The sequence below is a fragment of the Streptomyces sp. NPDC001532 genome (genome assembly GCF_040298625.1).
In the GTDB taxonomy this organism is placed as follows: Bacteria; Actinomycetota; Actinomycetes; order Streptomycetales; family Streptomycetaceae; genus Streptomyces.
Map to the genome: position 1 here is coordinate 75,142 of NZ_JBEPAL010000006.1, position 15,342 is coordinate 90,483.

Annotated in this window: 14 protein-coding genes; 5 read left to right on the forward strand and 9 right to left on the reverse strand. The window is 71.6% G+C overall.

What is annotated here, in order from left to right:
- A partial coding sequence (locus ABT232_RS08255) for an RpnC/YadD family protein (RefSeq protein WP_351837606.1) occupies window positions 1–844 on the reverse strand: 844 nt, incomplete at its 3' end.
- A gap of 130 nt (window positions 845–974) precedes the next feature.
- Window positions 975–1,346: a holo-ACP synthase gene (locus ABT232_RS08260; RefSeq protein WP_351837608.1), complete on the reverse strand. Its 372-nt coding sequence runs from the start codon at window positions 1,344–1,346 to the stop codon at window positions 975–977.
- A 134-nt stretch (window positions 1,347–1,480) separates the two neighbouring features.
- On the opposite strand from ABT232_RS08260, the gene ABT232_RS08265 reads away from it, so the two are divergent.
- Together ABT232_RS08265 and ABT232_RS08270 are read left to right on the forward strand one after the other, a co-directional pair.
- Window positions 1,481–2,452, forward strand: a complete 972-nt coding sequence (locus ABT232_RS08265) for a tetratricopeptide repeat protein (RefSeq protein ID WP_351837611.1) — start codon at window positions 1,481–1,483, stop codon at window positions 2,450–2,452.
- A gap of 13 nt (window positions 2,453–2,465) precedes the next feature.
- A complete protein-coding gene (locus ABT232_RS08270; protein ID WP_351837614.1) occupies window positions 2,466–4,223 on the forward strand; it encodes a M16 family metallopeptidase in 1,758 nt (585 codons plus the stop codon).
- Between the two features lie 52 nt (window positions 4,224–4,275).
- Here ABT232_RS08270 and glmS read toward each other — a convergent pair whose 3' ends face one another.
- The 3 genes from glmS to ABT232_RS08285 all read right to left on the reverse strand — a co-directional run bounded on the left by glmS (window position 4,276) and on the right by ABT232_RS08285 (window position 8,101).
- Window positions 4,276–6,123 (reverse strand): glutamine--fructose-6-phosphate transaminase (isomerizing), encoded by a 1,848-nt coding sequence (gene glmS / locus ABT232_RS08275; RefSeq protein WP_351837616.1) that lies wholly within the window; start codon window positions 6,121–6,123, stop codon window positions 4,276–4,278.
- A gap of 161 nt (window positions 6,124–6,284) precedes the next feature.
- Window positions 6,285–7,094 carry an ABC transporter permease gene (locus ABT232_RS08280; RefSeq protein ID WP_351837619.1) on the reverse strand — a complete coding sequence of 270 codons (810 nt, stop codon included), beginning with the start codon at window positions 7,092–7,094 and terminating at the stop codon, window positions 6,285–6,287.
- Window positions 7,091–8,101, reverse strand: a complete 1,011-nt coding sequence (locus ABT232_RS08285; RefSeq protein WP_351837621.1) for an ATP-binding cassette domain-containing protein — start codon at window positions 8,099–8,101, stop codon at window positions 7,091–7,093. The genes ABT232_RS08280 and ABT232_RS08285 overlap by 4 nt, the downstream gene beginning before the upstream one ends.
- A 181-nt stretch (window positions 8,102–8,282) precedes the next feature.
- Between ABT232_RS08285 and coaA the strand changes: the two genes are divergently transcribed.
- Both coaA and ABT232_RS08295 read left to right on the forward strand, forming a co-directional pair.
- Window positions 8,283–9,272, forward strand: a complete 990-nt coding sequence (gene coaA / locus ABT232_RS08290; RefSeq protein WP_351837623.1) for a type I pantothenate kinase — start codon at window positions 8,283–8,285, stop codon at window positions 9,270–9,272.
- Between the two features lie 32 nt (window positions 9,273–9,304).
- Window positions 9,305–10,243, forward strand: a complete 939-nt coding sequence (locus ABT232_RS08295) for a DUF389 domain-containing protein (protein ID WP_351837626.1) — start codon at window positions 9,305–9,307, stop codon at window positions 10,241–10,243.
- 90 nt (window positions 10,244–10,333) lie between these two features.
- On the opposite strand, the gene glmM is transcribed toward ABT232_RS08295, so the two are convergent.
- From glmM to ABT232_RS08315, 4 genes are all read right to left on the reverse strand, one after another.
- Window positions 10,334–11,692 (reverse strand): phosphoglucosamine mutase, encoded by a 1,359-nt coding sequence (glmM, locus tag ABT232_RS08300; protein WP_351837629.1) that lies wholly within the window; start codon window positions 11,690–11,692, stop codon window positions 10,334–10,336.
- 222 nt (window positions 11,693–11,914) lie between these two features.
- A complete protein-coding gene (gene rpsI / locus ABT232_RS08305) occupies window positions 11,915–12,427 on the reverse strand; it encodes a 30S ribosomal protein S9 (protein ID WP_103812805.1) in 513 nt (170 codons plus the stop codon).
- A 42-nt stretch (window positions 12,428–12,469) separates the two neighbouring features.
- Window positions 12,470–12,913: a 50S ribosomal protein L13 gene (gene rplM, locus ABT232_RS08310; protein ID WP_030046395.1), complete on the reverse strand. Its 444-nt coding sequence runs from the start codon at window positions 12,911–12,913 to the stop codon at window positions 12,470–12,472.
- A gap of 251 nt (window positions 12,914–13,164) precedes the next feature.
- Window positions 13,165–14,379, reverse strand: coding sequence for a glycosyltransferase family 87 protein (locus ABT232_RS08315; protein WP_351837632.1), 1,215 nt, complete (start codon window positions 14,377–14,379; stop codon window positions 13,165–13,167).
- Window positions 14,380–14,453: 74 nt separating this feature from the next.
- On the opposite strand from ABT232_RS08315, the gene ABT232_RS08320 reads away from it, so the two are divergent.
- A complete protein-coding gene (locus tag ABT232_RS08320) occupies window positions 14,454–15,338 on the forward strand; it encodes a hypothetical protein (RefSeq protein WP_351837635.1) in 885 nt (294 codons plus the stop codon).
- The last annotated feature ends 4 nt before the right edge of the window (window positions 15,339–15,342 follow it).

Genomic DNA, 15,342 nt, shown 5'->3' on the forward strand with positions numbered 1-15,342 from the left:
GCCCCCGAACCTCGTCGGACACGAACAGCCCCCGCGCCTCCAGCACAGCCAACAGAGACTCGGCCTTGCCCTCCGCCTTGCCCTCCGCCTTGCCCTCCGCCTTGCCCTCCGCCTTGCCCTTGACCTCTCCCTTGGCCTCGCCCTCCAGGAAGGCCTCCTCGAAGACCGTGCCCCTGCCCGGGAAGTAACTGACGACCATCTTCTCCAGCTCTCTCCACGTCTCCTTGGCCGGAGTGTTCTCCAGGCCGACTTCCAGCAGTTCGGACCAGTACGTGGCCGTCGCCTTGTCGAACGACCGCATGGCGCGGGCCAGCAGATTGAGTATGGCGTCGATGCCGCGGCTCTCGCTGTGGACGATGGCGCTGAATGTCGCCATCGCGGGATTGCGTGCCACGGCCGACTCGTCGGTGATCTCGGGCACCGTGTCCGGGCCGAGGACGAAGGGGCGGGTCGTCTGGGTCGCCCAGGGGCCGACGCCGCACACGAACGGCCCCGCCGCCCACGCCGCCGTGGATCTGTGCCGGCAGACCGCGACGAGCAGCACGGGCAGGCCGAACTTCGCTCGTAGGTAAGAGATGTAATACGCCCAGCTGGCGCCCTTGTCCGGTGTCTTGCTCGTCTGTGCCTCGATGGCGACCAGGAAGCTCTCCCAGTCCGACGGCTCGACCTTCAGGACCGTGTCGACGCGCCGTTCCAGCGGTTTGAGTTCCGTGGTGTCGGGCGTGATGGCCTCGATGTCCGCCTTGACGGGCGTCGGCAGCCCCAGCGCCTCGAAGATGGGTGCGAGAACCTCCGGATGGTCCTGGAAGATCCGGTGCGAGGTCTCGTGGGTGGATGTCACCATGCCCGCCACTGTGGCGGGCGGGACCACCGGAAATCCGCCTCTTGCGGACCCGTTCACCCATTCGAGCGTCGGCGAAACGTTCACCCGGTCCGACCAGGTCTCACCCGGTCACCGCGCCCACCCTCCGCGCTCACCCCTCCGCGATCACCACCGCCGAGGCCACCCCCGCGTCATGGCTGAGCGAGACGTGCCAGGACCGTACGCCCAGTTCCGCCGCTCGGGCCGCCACCGTGCCGGTGACGCGGAGCCGGGGGCGGCCGCTGTCCTCGACGTAGACCTCCGCGTCCGTCCAGAGCAGTCCGGGTGGCGCGCCAAGGGCCTTGGCCAAGGCTTCCTTCGCGGCGAAGCGGGCGGCGAGCGAGGCAACGCCCCGGCGCTCGCCGCTGGGCAGCAGCAACTCCCGTTCCCGGAACAGCCGTTGGGCCAGCGCGGGGGTGCGCTCCAGCGACGCCGCGAACCGGTCGATCTCGGCGACGTCGATGCCGACTCCGATGATGCTCATGCCGAGCACCCTACGGTCGGACGCCCCCGTGACGGGCTGCTAGCCTGCGGCGACTTCACACTTCACACACGTCGGGGCGCTCTGGGGGGCCAGTTCGCGCAGCGGCGGCGCGACAGCAGCCTGGGGGCGGAGGAATGAGCAGCACCACCAGCGGCGGCATACCGGGCGCGGTGCCCGGCACCGGACCGTTCTTCGATCCGTACGACACCCTGCCCGAACTCCTCCCCCTGCGGACCGCCGCCCGCGACGGCGACTGGGACGCCGTACGCGCCCGTCTCGCCGCCCTCGACTCGCCGGAGCGGGTCAGCTTCGCCGTCGGGCTGCTCGCCGAGGAGGACGGCGTCGAGACGATGCTGGAGCGGGCCGCCGCCGAGCACCCGGCCGATCCGCTGCCGCGCACCCTGCTGGCCGACCGGTACGTGCGCATCGGCTGGGCCATCCGCAGCTCCGCGCGTGCCGAGCACGTCTCGCGGGACCAGTTCGCGCAGTTCCACGAGTGGCTGCGCAAGGCCGAGCGGATCCTGATCGAGGTGTGCGCGCAGCAGCCGTCGTACGCCCCGGCCTGGACCGTGCGCCTGATCACCGCGCGCGGCCTCCAGCTCGGCCAGGCCGAGGCCCGCCGCCGCTACGACCGGCTCAGCGCCCACCACCCGCACCACTACCCGGCGCAGACCCAGCTGCTCCAGCAGCTGTGCCCGAAGTGGGGCGGTTCCTGGGAGGCCGCGCACGGTTTCGCCCGTGAGGCCACCACCGCCGCACCGGACGGCGCGCACACCGGCGCCCTGGTCGCGCTGGCCCATCTGGAGCACTGGCTGGAGCTGGACGACGCCGAGGGCATCGCGTACCTGAAGGGCGTCCCGGTCCGCGACGATCTGCGGTTCGCCGCGCAGGTGTCGGTGCTGCACCGGGACTACCGGCCCGGCTGGCACTGGATCGGCGCGCACAGCGCGTTCGCGATGGCCTTCTCCCTCGGCGGCCACTTCGCCGACGCCCACCCGCACTTCGCGGTCCTCGGCGACCGGGCGAGCGACTTCCCCTGGTCCTATCTGTCGGATCCGAAGGCCGCGTTCCGCAAGTACCGCAAGTCCGCGCTGGCGACGCTCTGAGGGGGCCGCACACATGACCACCGAGATCACCGACGCCTCCGGGCCGACCGGCCTCGACGCCCTCTCGGGCCTCGTCTCCCACACCACCACCCAGGGCGTTCCCACGCTGTACGCCCCGGCGCAGGGCGAGATCACCGCCGGGCTGTTCTTCCGGGTCGGCCGCGCCGACGAGACCCTCGCGACCAGCGGCATCACCCACCTGGTGGAGCACCTGGCACTGCACCGGCTGGGCCTGTCCGACCTGCACCACAACGGCACCACCGCCAACGTGTACACCCTCTTCCACGTCACCGGCGGCGAGGAGGAGGTCGTCGCGCACCTGAACGCGGTGTGCGCGGCGCTGCGGGACCTGCCGCTGGACCGGCTGGAGACGGAGAAGGAGATCCTGCGCACCGAGGCCGCCGGCCGCGGCCAGGGCCCGAGCTCGCAGCTGCCGCTGTGGCGCTACGGCGCCCGGGGCCACGGCCTGTCCAGCTACCGCGAGCTGGGCACCTGGAGCCTGACCCCGGACCAGGTCCGGCACTGGGCCGAGACCCGGTTCACCCGGGACAACGCGGTGCTGTGGATCACCAGCGACCACGTCCCCGAGGGCCTGGACCTGACCCTGCCCGCCGGCTCCCGCATCCCGGCGCCCGCGCCGACCTGCGCGCTGCCGGTCACCCCGGCGTACATCCACGGCGACGACGGCCATGTCGTCCTCACCTCGGTGCTGCGCCGCACCACCGCCGCCGCCGTCTTCGCCGACGTCCTCGGCCGCGCCCTGTTCCAGGACCTGCGCCAGGAGGGCGGCTACTCCTACACCGCGGAGGCCGACTACAGCCCTCGCGACGCCGACTTCGCCACCCTCACCGCGTACGCGGACGCGCTGCCGCGGAAGCAGGACGCGGTCGTCGGCGGCTTCGTCGACACCCTCGCGCGGCTGCGGGCGGGCCGTATCGAGCAGGCGGAACTGGACGCCGTACGCGGCAAGATCCTCAAGATGTACGACGTCCCGGACCTGGGCGCCGCCGCGCTGCCGTCGTACGCGCTGAGCCTGCTGCTCGGCCACCGCGTCCTCTCCCCCGAGGGGCACCGCGCCGAGCTGGCGGCGGTCACCGTCGAGGACCTGCGCGAGGTGGCCCGCGAGGCGTGGGACTCGGCGCTGCTCCAGGTGCCGGGGCGGGGCGCCGACTGGGCGGGCTTCACCCTCGCCCCGCAGTACTCGGCGGACGCCCTCACCGGCACCCGGCACTCCTCCCTGGAGGACGAGCGGGTCACGCTGGTCATCGGCGCGGAGGGCGTGAGCCTGCTGACGCCGGGCGGCCCGGTGACGGTGCGCTACGACGCCTGCGCCGCGATGTCCGCCCGCCCCGACGGGTCCCGCGTCCTCACCGGTCACGACGGGTTCTCGGTGACGGTGGAGCCCACGCTGTACAAGGGCCTCACGCCGGAACGGATCGCGGCACTGGACGCCGCCGTCCCGCCGGGCGCGGTGGTCCGCCTGCCGGCCCGCGACCCGGAGGACATTCCCCGGCCGAGCGAACGCCGGGCGGCGGGGTCCGGCCGTCCGCTGCGCGGCCGGAGCAAGGCGGCCCTGGCCTGGAACATCGGTCTGTGGCTGTGTGCCGCGGTGGCGATCGTCTGGGGTTCGCTGTGTGCGCTGGTCACCGTCGACGAGGCCGGCGCGGTCCGCCCCGAGTGGGACGCGGTCATCGGTATCTGGGCCCTGGAACTGCCGCTGCTGTTCGTCAGCTGGAAGCTGTACCGGGAGCCGCGCCGCAGGGCCCGCTGACGGCCGGGTCCTCCGGGGTGCCGCCGCGGCGGCACCCCGAGAACCGCTCCGGCTACTCCACCGTCACCGACTTGGCCAGGTTCCGCGGCTGGTCCACCTCGTTGCCGCGGGCGGTGGCCAGTTCGCAGGCGAAGACCTGCAGCGGGACCGTCGCGACCAGCGGCTGGAGCAGGGTCGGGGTGGCGGGGATGCGGATCAGGTGGTCGGCGTAGGGCACGACCGCCTCGTCGCCCTCCTCCGCGATCACGATGGTGCGGGCGCCCCGGGCGCGGATCTCCTGGATGTTGGAGACGATCTTGTCGTGCAGGACGGACCGGCCGCGCGGTGACGGCACGACCACCACCACCGGCAGGTCCTCCTCGATCAGCGCGATCGGCCCGTGCTTCAGCTCGCCCGCCGCGAAGCCCTCGGCGTGCATGTAGGCGAGTTCCTTCAGCTTGAGCGCGCCCTCCAGCGCCACCGGGTAGCCGACGTGCCGGCCCAGGAACAGCACCGTGTTCTTGTGGGCGAGGGTGCGGGCCAGCGCCCGCACCGGCTCCATGGTCTCCAGCACCCGCTCGACCTCGCCGGAGACCTTCGACAGCTCCCGGACCACGTCCCTGATCTCGTCGCCCCACTTGGTGCCGCGCACCTGGCCGAGATAGAGCGCCACCAGGTAGCAGGCGACCAGCTGGGTCAGGAACGCCTTGGTGGAGGCGACGGCGACCTCCGGACCGGCGTGCGTGTACAGCACGGCGTCCGACTCGCGCGGGATCGTGGAGCCGTTGGTGTTGCAGATGGCCAGCACCTTGGAGCCCTGCTCCCGGGCGTGCCGCAGCGCCATCAGGGTGTCCATGGTCTCCCCGGACTGGGAGATCGCGATGACCAGCGACTGCGGGTCGAGGATCGGGTCGCGGTAGCGGAACTCGCTGGCCAGCTCCACCTCGCAGGGGATCCGCGTCCAGTGCTCGATGGCGTACTTGGCGATCATCCCGGCGTGGAAGGCGGTGCCGCAGGCGACGATGACGACCTTGTCGATCTCCCGGAGCACCCGCGGCGGGATCCGCACCTCGTCCAGCGTCAGTGATCCGGAGGCGTCGATACGGCCGAGCAGGGTGTCGGCGACCGCCTTGGGCTGCTCGGCGATCTCCTTGAGCATGAAGTAGTCGTAGCCGCCCTTCTCGGCGGCCGAGGCGTCCCAGTCGACGTGGTAGGAGCGGACCTCGGCGGGCCGGCCGTCGAAGCCGGTCACCGTCGCCCCGTCCCGGCGCAGCTCCACCACCTGGTCCTGGCCCAGTTCGATCGCGGAGCGGGTGTGGGCGATGAAGGCGGCGACGTCCGAGGCGAGGAAGGCCTCGCCGTCGCCGACGCCGACCACGAGCGGCGAGTTGCGCCGCGCGCCGACCACCACGTCCGGCTCGTCGGCGTGCACGGCGACCAGCGTGAACGCGCCGTCGAGCCGCCGGCACACCAGCCGCATCGCCTCGGCGAGGTCGGCGCAGGCGGAGAACTCCTCGGCGAGCAGGTGCGCCACGACCTCGGTGTCGGTCTCGGAGGACAGTTCGTGCCCGCGCTCGGCCAGTTCCGCCCGCAGTTCGGCGAAGTTCTCGATGATCCCGTTGTGGACGACGGCGACCCGGCCCGCGTTGTCGAGGTGCGGGTGGGCGTTGGCGTCGGTGGGCCCGCCGTGTGTGGCCCACCGGGTGTGCCCGATGCCGGTGGTGCCGGTCGGCAGCGGCCGTTCCACCAGTTCCTTCTCCAGGTTGACCAGTTTCCCGGCCCGCTTGGCCGCGGCGAGCCGGCCGTCCGCGAGTACGGCGACTCCGGCCGAGTCGTAGCCCCGGTACTCCAGGCGCTTCAGTCCGGCCGTCACGACGTCCAGCGCCGACTGCGACCCCACGTATCCCACGATTCCGCACATGACCGGCAGCCTACGGTCGTTTCGCGATCCGAACCCGCTGTCGCGTGCCCGAAATCGGAAATTCCCACCGGGGTACGAAGCCCCGAACGGCCCCGAACGGCTGCCGCGGCCGCCACGGCCTCCACGGCCTCCACGGCCTCCAGCGGTCGCAACGGCCCGCGTCAGGTCTTCGCCCGGTACGCCCGCATCGCCAGCGGATAGAACACCAGCGCGATCCCGGCCGCCCAGACCAGCGACCACATCACCGGCTCCGCCACCGGCCCGCCGAGCAGCAGCCCGCGGTAGGCGTCGGACAGATGCGTCACCGGATTCACGTCGCTCCACGCCTGCAGCCATCCCGGCATGGTGTCCACCATGACGAACGCGCTGCTGGTGAAGGTGATCGGAAAGATCAGGGTGAAGGCGAACGCCTGCACCTTCTCCGCGTCCCCGGCGAGCATCCCGATCAGCACCGCGCTCCACGACACGGCCGCCGCGAACACCACCAGCAGCAGCGCGCCGAGCAGGAACCCGTCGAACCCTCCGGTGATCCGGAAGCCGAGCAGCAGCCCGAGGCCGATCATCAGCAGCATCGCCCAGACATGCTTGGCGAGGTCCGCGGTGATGCGTCCGACCAGCGGCGCGGAGCGGGCTATCGGCAGGCTGCGCAGCCGGTCGAAGACGCCCTTGGTGAGGTCGGTGTTGAGCGCCATCGCCGTGTACATCGTCATGAACAGGGTGTTCTGCACGATGATCCCGGGCAGCGCGTACTTCAGGTACGCCTCGGGCGATCCGGCCATCTGGCCGCCCAGCACATAGGTGAACAGGAACACGAACATGATCGGCGTGATGCTGTAGTCGACCAGTTCGAGCGGGTTGTGCTTGACGGCGACCAGGCTGCGCCAGGCCATGGTGAAGGTCTGCCGCAGTCCGGCGAGCGGCGGCACCCGGCCGGACGCGGTGAGCGGCGGGGTGACGGTGGTGGCGGTCATGGCCGCATCACCGCCTTCTGCAACTCGTTCTCGTCGTCCCGGACGGCCGCGCCGCCGTTGCCCTCGGGCGCGCCGGGTTCGGCCCGGTGGCCGGTCAGCGCCAGGAACACCTCGTCCAGCGAGGAGCGGCGCAGCGCCAGCTCGCCCACCGCGATCCCCTCGCGGTCCAGCGCCCGTACGACGGCCGGCATCAGCTCGGGGTCCTTCACCGGGGCGGTGACGGTCTCGCCCTCGATCCGCGCGTGCGGTCCCGCGGCCCCGGTCACCAGCGCGTGCGCCCGCGTCAGGTCGCGCTCCAGGATCGGCCGCAGTTCCAGCACCTGTCCGCCGACCTGCGACTTCAGCTGGTCGGGCGTGCCTTCGGCGATCACCCGGCCCTTGTCGATCACCACGATGTCGTCGGCGAGCACATCGGCCTCGTTCAGGTACTGCGTGGTCAGCAGGGCCGTGGCACCGTCCGCGACCAGGCCGCGGAGCATGTCCCACAGCTCACCGCGGCTGTGCGGGTCCAGACCGGTGGTCGGTTCGTCGAGGAAGAGGATGCTCGGCCGGCCGACGAGCGAGGCCGCCAGGTCCAGGCGCCGGCGCATACCGCCGGAGAAGGTCTTCACGGCCCGCCCGGCCGCGTACGTCAGCTGGAACCGCTCCAGCAGCTCTCCCGCCCGCGCCTTGGCCGCGCGCCGCGGCAGTCCCAGCAGCCGGCCGATGAGCAGCAGGTTCTCGGTGCCGGTCAGGTTCTCGTCGACGGCGGCGTACTGTCCGGTCAGCCCGACGAGGGAGCGCACCACCCCGGCGTCCCGCTCCACGTCGTGGCCGGCCACTCGGGCGGTGCCGCCGTCCGGGCGCAGCAGCGTCGCGAAGATCCGCACCGCGGTGGTCTTCCCGGCGCCGTTGGGTCCGAGCAGCCCGAGCACCGAGCCCTTGCGGGCCGCCAGATCGACACCGGCCAGCGCCTCCGTCTCCTTGAACCGTTTGACCAGGCCTTCCGCCTCTATCGCATACGTCATGGGTCACCCCTCGGGGTCGGTGGACCCGGCGCGGCCCACCCTTCCCACAACTGTGACGCACGCCACTGACATTCCCCCGTTCGCCCCGCTTCCTCCCGTTCCACCCGGTGCCGGCCGGGCCCCGGCCCCCGCGTGACGGATCCCACCCCACCGCCTGTTCGTACTCCCGTAACAATGGACTGTGATCTCTCCGGTCCCCTCGCTGCCCCGGAGCGCCCACCGGCCCCGCCCGGAGGCGACTCCCTACCTCGACCTCACCCGCGCCGAGTGGAGTGCGCTGCGCGACAAGACGCCGCTGCCGCTCACCGCCGACGAGGTCGAGAAACTGCGCGGCCTCGGCGATGTCATCGACCTCGACGAGGTGCGGGACGTCTACCTCCCGCTGTCCCGGCTCCTCAACCTCTACGTCGGCGCCACGGACGGACTGCGCGGGGCGCTGAACACCTTCCTCGGCGAGCAGGGCTCCCAGTCCGGCACCCCCTTCGTCATAGGGGTCGCCGGCTCGGTCGCCGTCGGCAAGTCCACGGTCGCCCGTCTCCTCCAGGCCCTGCTCTCCCGCTGGCCGGAGCACCCGCGCGTCGAGCTGGTCACGACCGACGGCTTCCTGCTGCCCACCAAGGAGCTCCAGGCCCGCGGCCTGATGTCCCGCAAGGGCTTCCCCGAGTCCTACGACCGCCGCGCCCTGACCCGCTTCGTCGCCGACATCAAGGCGGGCAAGGAAGAGGTCACGGCCCCGGTCTACTCGCACCTCATCTACGACATCGTCCCCGGCGAACGCCTGGTCGTGCGCCGCCCGGACATCCTGATCGTCGAGGGCCTGAACGTCCTCCAGCCCGCCCTGCCCGGCAAGGACGGCCGCACCCGGGTCGGCCTCGCCGACTACTTCGACTTCAGCGTGTACGTCGACGCCCGCGCCGAGGACATCGAGCGCTGGTACCTCAACCGGTTCAAGAAGCTGCGCGCGACGGCCTTCCAGAACCCGTCCTCGTACTTCCGCAAGTACACCCAGGTGTCGGAGGAGGAAGCCCTCGACTACGCCCGCACCACCTGGCGCACCATCAACAAGCCGAACCTGATGGAGAACGTGGCCCCGACGCGCGGCCGCGCCACCCTCGTGGTGCGCAAGGGCCCCGACCACAAGGTGCAGCGGCTGAGCCTGCGGAAGCTGTGACGCCGTCAGAAGGCCCTGTTTAGATAGGCGCCATGCTGCATCTGCGCCTGATCACGCCGGCCGACCGGACCGACGCCGTGTGCCGGCTGATCGAGAACACGGTCGGCACCACCCACCTGGTCGTGGTGCCGGGCGCCGCCCGCAACCCCGCCGGCGATGTCGTCCTGTGCGACGTCGCCCGCGAGGCCGGTGACGAACTCCTCGCCGGACTGCGGAAGCTGGACATCGAGACGACCGGCTCGATCGCGGTCGAGAACATCGACCTGTCCTTGTCGAAGCGCGCCGAGAAGGCCGAGGAGGAGGCACCCGGAGAGGCCGCGGACGCGGTCCTCTGGGAGCACCTGGTGGACGCGACCCACGAGGAGTCGACGCTCTCCGTCACCTACGTCGCCTTCATCACCCTGGCCACGATGATCGCGGCCTGCGGTGTGGTGCTCGACAACGCCATCCTGATCGTCGGCGCGATGGCGGTCGGCCCGGAGTTCGGCCCGCTGGCCGGCTTCTGCACCGCGCTCGTCCAGCGCCGTCGGCGCCTCGCCGTGCGCTCGCTGAACGCGCTGCTCGCCGGCTTCGCCGTGGCGATGCTGGTGACGGTCGGCTTCAGCTACTTCATGGACGCGGTCGACCTGTTCAGCGCCGAGGCCCTGGACGCCGACCGCCCCAACACCAACTTCATCTACCGCCCCGACTGGTTCTCGTTCGTCGTGGCGGTCCTGGCCGGCTGCGCCGGCACCCTCTCCCTGACCTCGGCGAAGTCCGGCGCCCTGGTGGGCGTCGCCATCTCGGTGACCACGGTCCCGGCCGCCGCCAACGCGGCGGTCGCCTTCAGCTACGCGGAGTACCGCCAGGCCTGGGGCTCCACGGAACAGCTCCTGCTGAACCTGCTGGGCATCATGCTGGCCGGCACCCTGACGCTGCTGGCCCAGAAGTGGCTGTGGGCCGCGCAGCGCCGGAAGGCCGACGCCGCCTAGAGGTGCGGTGAACCGCACGAGCCACCACGGACCCGCAGGCCCGCAGCGCGCCCCGCACGGAACCCCGCACCACGGACCGGCCGCCGAGAACTACCCCAGCGCCGACTTCACCGCGTCAGCCAGCCGCCCCGCGACCGACCGGGCCTGCTCGATGTCCGCCGCCTCGACCATCACCCGGACCAGCGGCTCGGTCCCGGACGGCCGCAGCAGCACCCGTCCGGTCGCGCCCAGCTCACGCTCCGCCTCACCGACCGCGACGGCCAGCTCCGCGGAGTTCCCGACCCGGGACCGGTCCACGTCCGGCACATTGATCAGCACCTGCGGCAGCCGCTCCATCACGCCCGCCAGCTCCCGCAGCGGCTTCCCGGTCTGCGCGACCCGCGCGGCCAGCAGCAGCCCGGTCAGCGTGCCGTCGCCGGTGGTCGCGTGGTCGAGGATGATCACGTGCCCGGACTGCTCGCCGCCGAGGGCGAAGCCGTGCTCCTTCATCTCCTCCAGGACGTACCGGTCGCCGACCGCGGTCTGGACGAGCCGGATCCCGGCGCGCTCCATGGCCAGCTTGAAGCCCAGGTTGGACATGACCGTGGCGACGACGGTGTCGGACCTCAGCTCCGACCGCTCCCGCATGGCGAGCGCCAGCACGGCGAGGATCTGGTCGCCGTCGACCTCGGCGCCGGTGTGGTCGACCGCGAGGCACCGGTCCGCGTCACCGTCGTGCGCGATGCCGAAGTCCGCGCCGTGCTCGACGACGGCGGCCTTGACCAGGTCCAGGTGGGTGGAGCCGCAGCCGTCGTTGATGTTCAGCCCATCGGGCTCGGCACCGATGGTGACGACCTCGGCGCCGGCCCGCTGGAAGGCCTGCGGGGAGACCACGGAGGCCGCGCCGTGCGCCTCGTCGAGGACGATCTTCAGCCCGTCGAGCCGGTTCGGCAGCACGCTGAGCAGGTGCTCGACGTACTGTCCGGCCCCCTCCTCGTACGCCCGCACCCGGCCGACGCCGCTGCCGGTCGGCCGGTCCCAGGGCGCACCGGTGCGGTGCTCCTCGTAGACGGACTCGATGCGGTCCTCGATGTCGTCCGGCAGCTTGTGACCGCCGCGGGCGAAGAACTTGATCCCGTTGTCGGGCATGGCGTTGTGGCTCGCGGAGAGCATGACGCCCAGGTCGGCGCCGAGCGCCCCGGTCAGATGGGCCACCGCGGGGGTGGGCAGCACGCCGACGTTCAGGACGTCCACGCCGGCGCTGGCGAGTCCGGCCACGACGGCGGCCTCCAGGAACTCCCCGGACGCGCGCGGGTCCCGCCCGACCACGGCTTTCGGCCGGTGCCCCTCGAAGGTGCCCGCCTCGGCCAGCACGTGGGCCGCCGCGACGGACAGTCCGAGCGCCATCTCGGCGGTCAGATCCGCGTTGGCGACACCGCGCACACCGTCCGTGCCGAAGAGTCGTCCCACTTGTCCTCCTGAGGAAGCGTCAGTTCCGAGAGCCCCCGCCGGTGCGGCCCGGGCAGGCGACTCCCGTGATCCCGGGCGAAGCGAACGCCCAGCCCGGCCATCCGATCACACAAGCCTTTGAGCGTCTTGTGCCGTTATACGCCTGTGGTTGTGATAAACGAACGCCCCGGCGGCACAGTGGCGTGCCGCCGGGGCGTTCGGAGTACGAGCAGGCAGCTGTGGTTAGCGCTTGCTGTACTGCGGAGCCTTGCGGGCCTTCTTCAGACCGGCCTTCTTGCGCTCGACCGCACGGTCGTCGCGCTTGAGGAAGCCGGCCTTCTTCAGCGGGCCGCGGTTGTTGTCGACGTCGGCCTCGTTCAGCGCACGGGCGACACCGAGACGGAGCGCACCGGCCTGACCGGAGACACCGCCACCCGCGATGCGGGCGATGACGTCGTAACGGCCTTCGAGCTCGAGAACCTTGAAGGGCTCGTTGACTTCCTGCTGGTGCACCTTGTTGGGGAAGTAGTCCTCAAGGGTGCGACCGTTGATCTTCCACTTGCCGGTGCCCGGAACGATCCGGACACGGGCGATGGCGTTCTTGCGACGGCCCAGGCCGGCGGCCGGCTGGGGCTCACCGAAGCGCGAGGCGAGGGACTCGGAGGTGTACTCACCCTCCACCGGAACCTCGGACTCGGTGGTGTAGCTGTCGATGTCAAGCTCTTCGAGCGGCTGCTCGGCAGTGGTCTCGGCCACGATTCTCCTCAGATTCTGTTCAGTCTTAGGGGGTGGCCGGACTTACTGCGCGACCTGGGTGATCTCGTACGGCTGCGGCTGCTGCGCGCCGTGCGGGTGCTGGTCACCCTTGTAGACCTTCAGCTTCGAGAGCATCTGACGGCCCAGCGTGTTCTTGGGGAGCATGCCCTTGACGGCCTTCTCGATGGCCTTCTCGGGGTTCTTGTCGAGCAGCTCGTCGTAGCGGACGGAGCGCAGACCACCCGGGTAGCCGGAGTGGCGGTACGCCATCTTCTGGGTCCGCTTGTTGCCGGACAGGTGCACCTTGTCGGCGTTGATGATGATGACGAAGTCACCGGTGTCGACGTGGGGCGCGTAGATCGGCTTGTGCTTGCCACGCAGGATGGAGGCCGCGGTGGAGGCCAGACGGCCCAGGACGACGTCCTGAGCGTCGATGACGTGCCACTGGCGCGTCACATCGCCGGGCTTGGGGCTGTACGTACGCACGGTTCGTAGCCTTCGCTTCGAGTGAATGGTCCTGAACAGGTCACCGAAACGATCACGACAGCCTAGACCGCACGGCGGCGACGCATACCGCGTACGTGGGGTCGCTGGTCATCGGCCCGGTGGACCGGTGTAAGGGCCCGTCCCGTGAGAATGAGCAAGCCAATACACAACGAACATGCAGGATACCCGCGCTTGCCCGGACGGGTCAAAACGCGGCGCCACCAGGTACGAGACCTGGTGCCTGCACACTCTCAGGGTACGCGAGCCGCGCCGCCCGACGGCTCCCGGCGCGGTGTGACGATGCCCGCGGGGGCCCGCGCCGCCCGGCGCCCGGCGCAGTGGGCGGCGACTCCGGCGGCCAGGGCCCACAGGGTGAGCGCGTCCTTGACGGCCCGGCGCCGGGGCGACTCCAGGTAGGGCAGGGTCAGGGACGGCAGCTGCGGCGCCAGCGCCAGCCAGAACCAGGGCCGCCGGGCCACCGCACCGGGATACGGCAGCCCGGCGAGCAGCAGCGGCAGCACGACCAGCAGGTAGTGGTCGTACGACGGCCTGGACACCAGGAACGCCGAGAGCATCAGCCCCGTCGCGGTCTCCGCCAGCCGCAGCGGCCCGGCGTCGGCCCGGCGCCAGCGCCGGTGGGCGCACCACACCCCCACGGCGGCCATCGCCGCCCCGATCAGTGCGGCCAGGACCGGCGGCACACCGAGCCGGGGCAGCACGGCGCCCGGGGACGCCTCGTAGAGCCGTACGAAGTCGTCGTGGCCGTGCAGCAGGAAGGGCAGGGTGCGGGTGAAGAAGGCCGCCGGGTCCGGCATCAGCAGACCCGCGCCGGCCGAGGCCACCGCCGGGACCAGGACCGCCGCGGCCAGCGCCGGCCACCGGCGGGCGAACAGGAACAGCAGCGCCATCGGAGCCAGCAGCGGTTTGAGCGCCACCGCGGCGCCGATCACCACGCCGGCCGCCGTCCACCGCCCGCGCCCGGCGAGCAGCAGCGCCAGCGGCAGGGCCAGCGCCGCGGTCACCGTCCAGTTCGCCAGCGACACCAGATGCGCGAACGGCGCGAACCCGGCCGCGAGCCCGGCCAGGCCGAGCGCGGCGAAGCGGCTGCCCAGCGGCACCCGGTGCAGCCGCAGCGCGCAGGTCCAGGCGGCCACCAGCAGGGCGCACACCGCGAGCGGCACCAGGGCCCGCAGCCAGAGCTGGGGCAGCAGGGCCTGCGGGGCGGCGGCGAGGACCGCGCTGGGCAGATAGAGGAAGTGCGGGTCGTCGTACGGGGAGCCGCCGGACAGCCAGGTGCGCGCCGCCCGCACGACGATCGCGTTGTCCATCCCGCCGTCCGGGACCGGCCGCCCCACCCGGGCCGCCTGGGCGCCGATGACGATCGCCGGCACCACCCAGAGGTGCCAGGAGGCCGGTCGCAGCAGCCACCCGGAGATGTCGGTATTGCCGTTGTTGCCGGAATTCATGGACGGCACGCTAGGGGTTCCGGGCCCTTCGGAGGCGGACCAGCGCGCCGCCCGGCCCGTCTAAGATGCGGCCCATGAGCTATGGGCAGGGGGGACCCCAGTCTCAGTGGGATCCCTGGACACCGCAATCGCAGCAGCAGTCCTGGAACAGCGCCGACGGCCAGACCCCGGACTGGGCCGCGCTCGCCGAGGCCTCCGAGGCCCGCAACAAGAGGCGCCGTCTGCTGTTCGTCGGCGGTGGCGCGCTCGCCACCGTCGCGATCGGCACGGCCGTCGCCATGGCCGTCGTCTCGGCGAACGGCGACAGCGGGCAGGCGAACAACCAGACCTCGCAGCTGCCCGTCACCGCGGACATCCCCAGCGAGTCCACCGCCCCACCGCCGTCCTTCGCCCCGACCAGCGCCCCGCCGCCGCTGGACCCCAAGGACTTCGTCTCCAGCAAGTCGAAGGACACCGCCGCGCTCAGCCCGCAGATCCTCTTCCCCGGCACCCAGCTGACCATGGGCGAGACGGTCTACAAGAAGGGCCCGACCGCCGACACCAAGAGCTGTGCCACCGCCGCCCGGCAGACCCTCCCCAAGGTCCTCACCGCCAACGACTGCACCCGCATGCTGCGTGTCACCTACACCAAGGGCGGGATAGCCGTCACGGTCGGCGTGGCCGTCTTCGACACCGAGGCGCAGGCCCTCAAGGCCAAGACCCAGGCCGACAAGAGGAGCATCGTGAAGTCCCTGAACGGCGGCGGAGTGCCCGCCTTCTGCGACTCCGCCGTCTGCCGCACCACCACCAACTCCTACGGCCGGTACGCCTACTTCACCATCGCCGGCTTCACGAACGGCAAGGACGTCACCACCAAGGACACCGAGGTCTTCGCGACCGGCGACGACCTGGCCGAGTTCACCTACCGCCAGATCCGCCGCCGCGGCGAGGCCCAGGCCTCCGCGGCCGCCGAGCAGTAGGCCG

Excerpts from the sequence above, each read along its gene's own strand:
- ABT232_RS08260 (WP_351837608.1), bottom strand. The coding sequence starts at position 1,346 with ATGAGCATCATCGGAGTCGGCATCGACGTCGCCGAGATCGACCGGTTC.
- ABT232_RS08265 (WP_351837611.1), top strand. The coding sequence starts at position 1,481 with ATGAGCAGCACCACCAGCGGCGGCATACCGGGCGCGGTGCCCGGCACC.
- ABT232_RS08270 (WP_351837614.1), top strand. The coding sequence starts at position 2,466 with ATGACCACCGAGATCACCGACGCCTCCGGGCCGACCGGCCTCGACGCC.
- glmS (WP_351837616.1), bottom strand. The coding sequence starts at position 6,123 with ATGTGCGGAATCGTGGGATACGTGGGGTCGCAGTCGGCGCTGGACGTC.
- ABT232_RS08280 (WP_351837619.1), bottom strand. The coding sequence starts at position 7,094 with ATGACCGCCACCACCGTCACCCCGCCGCTCACCGCGTCCGGCCGGGTG.
- ABT232_RS08285 (WP_351837621.1), bottom strand. The coding sequence starts at position 8,101 with ATGACGTATGCGATAGAGGCGGAAGGCCTGGTCAAACGGTTCAAGGAG.
- ABT232_RS08295 (WP_351837626.1), top strand. The coding sequence starts at position 9,305 with ATGCTGCATCTGCGCCTGATCACGCCGGCCGACCGGACCGACGCCGTG.
- ABT232_RS08315 (WP_351837632.1), bottom strand. The coding sequence starts at position 14,379 with ATGAATTCCGGCAACAACGGCAATACCGACATCTCCGGGTGGCTGCTG.
- ABT232_RS08320 (WP_351837635.1), top strand. The coding sequence starts at position 14,454 with ATGAGCTATGGGCAGGGGGGACCCCAGTCTCAGTGGGATCCCTGGACA.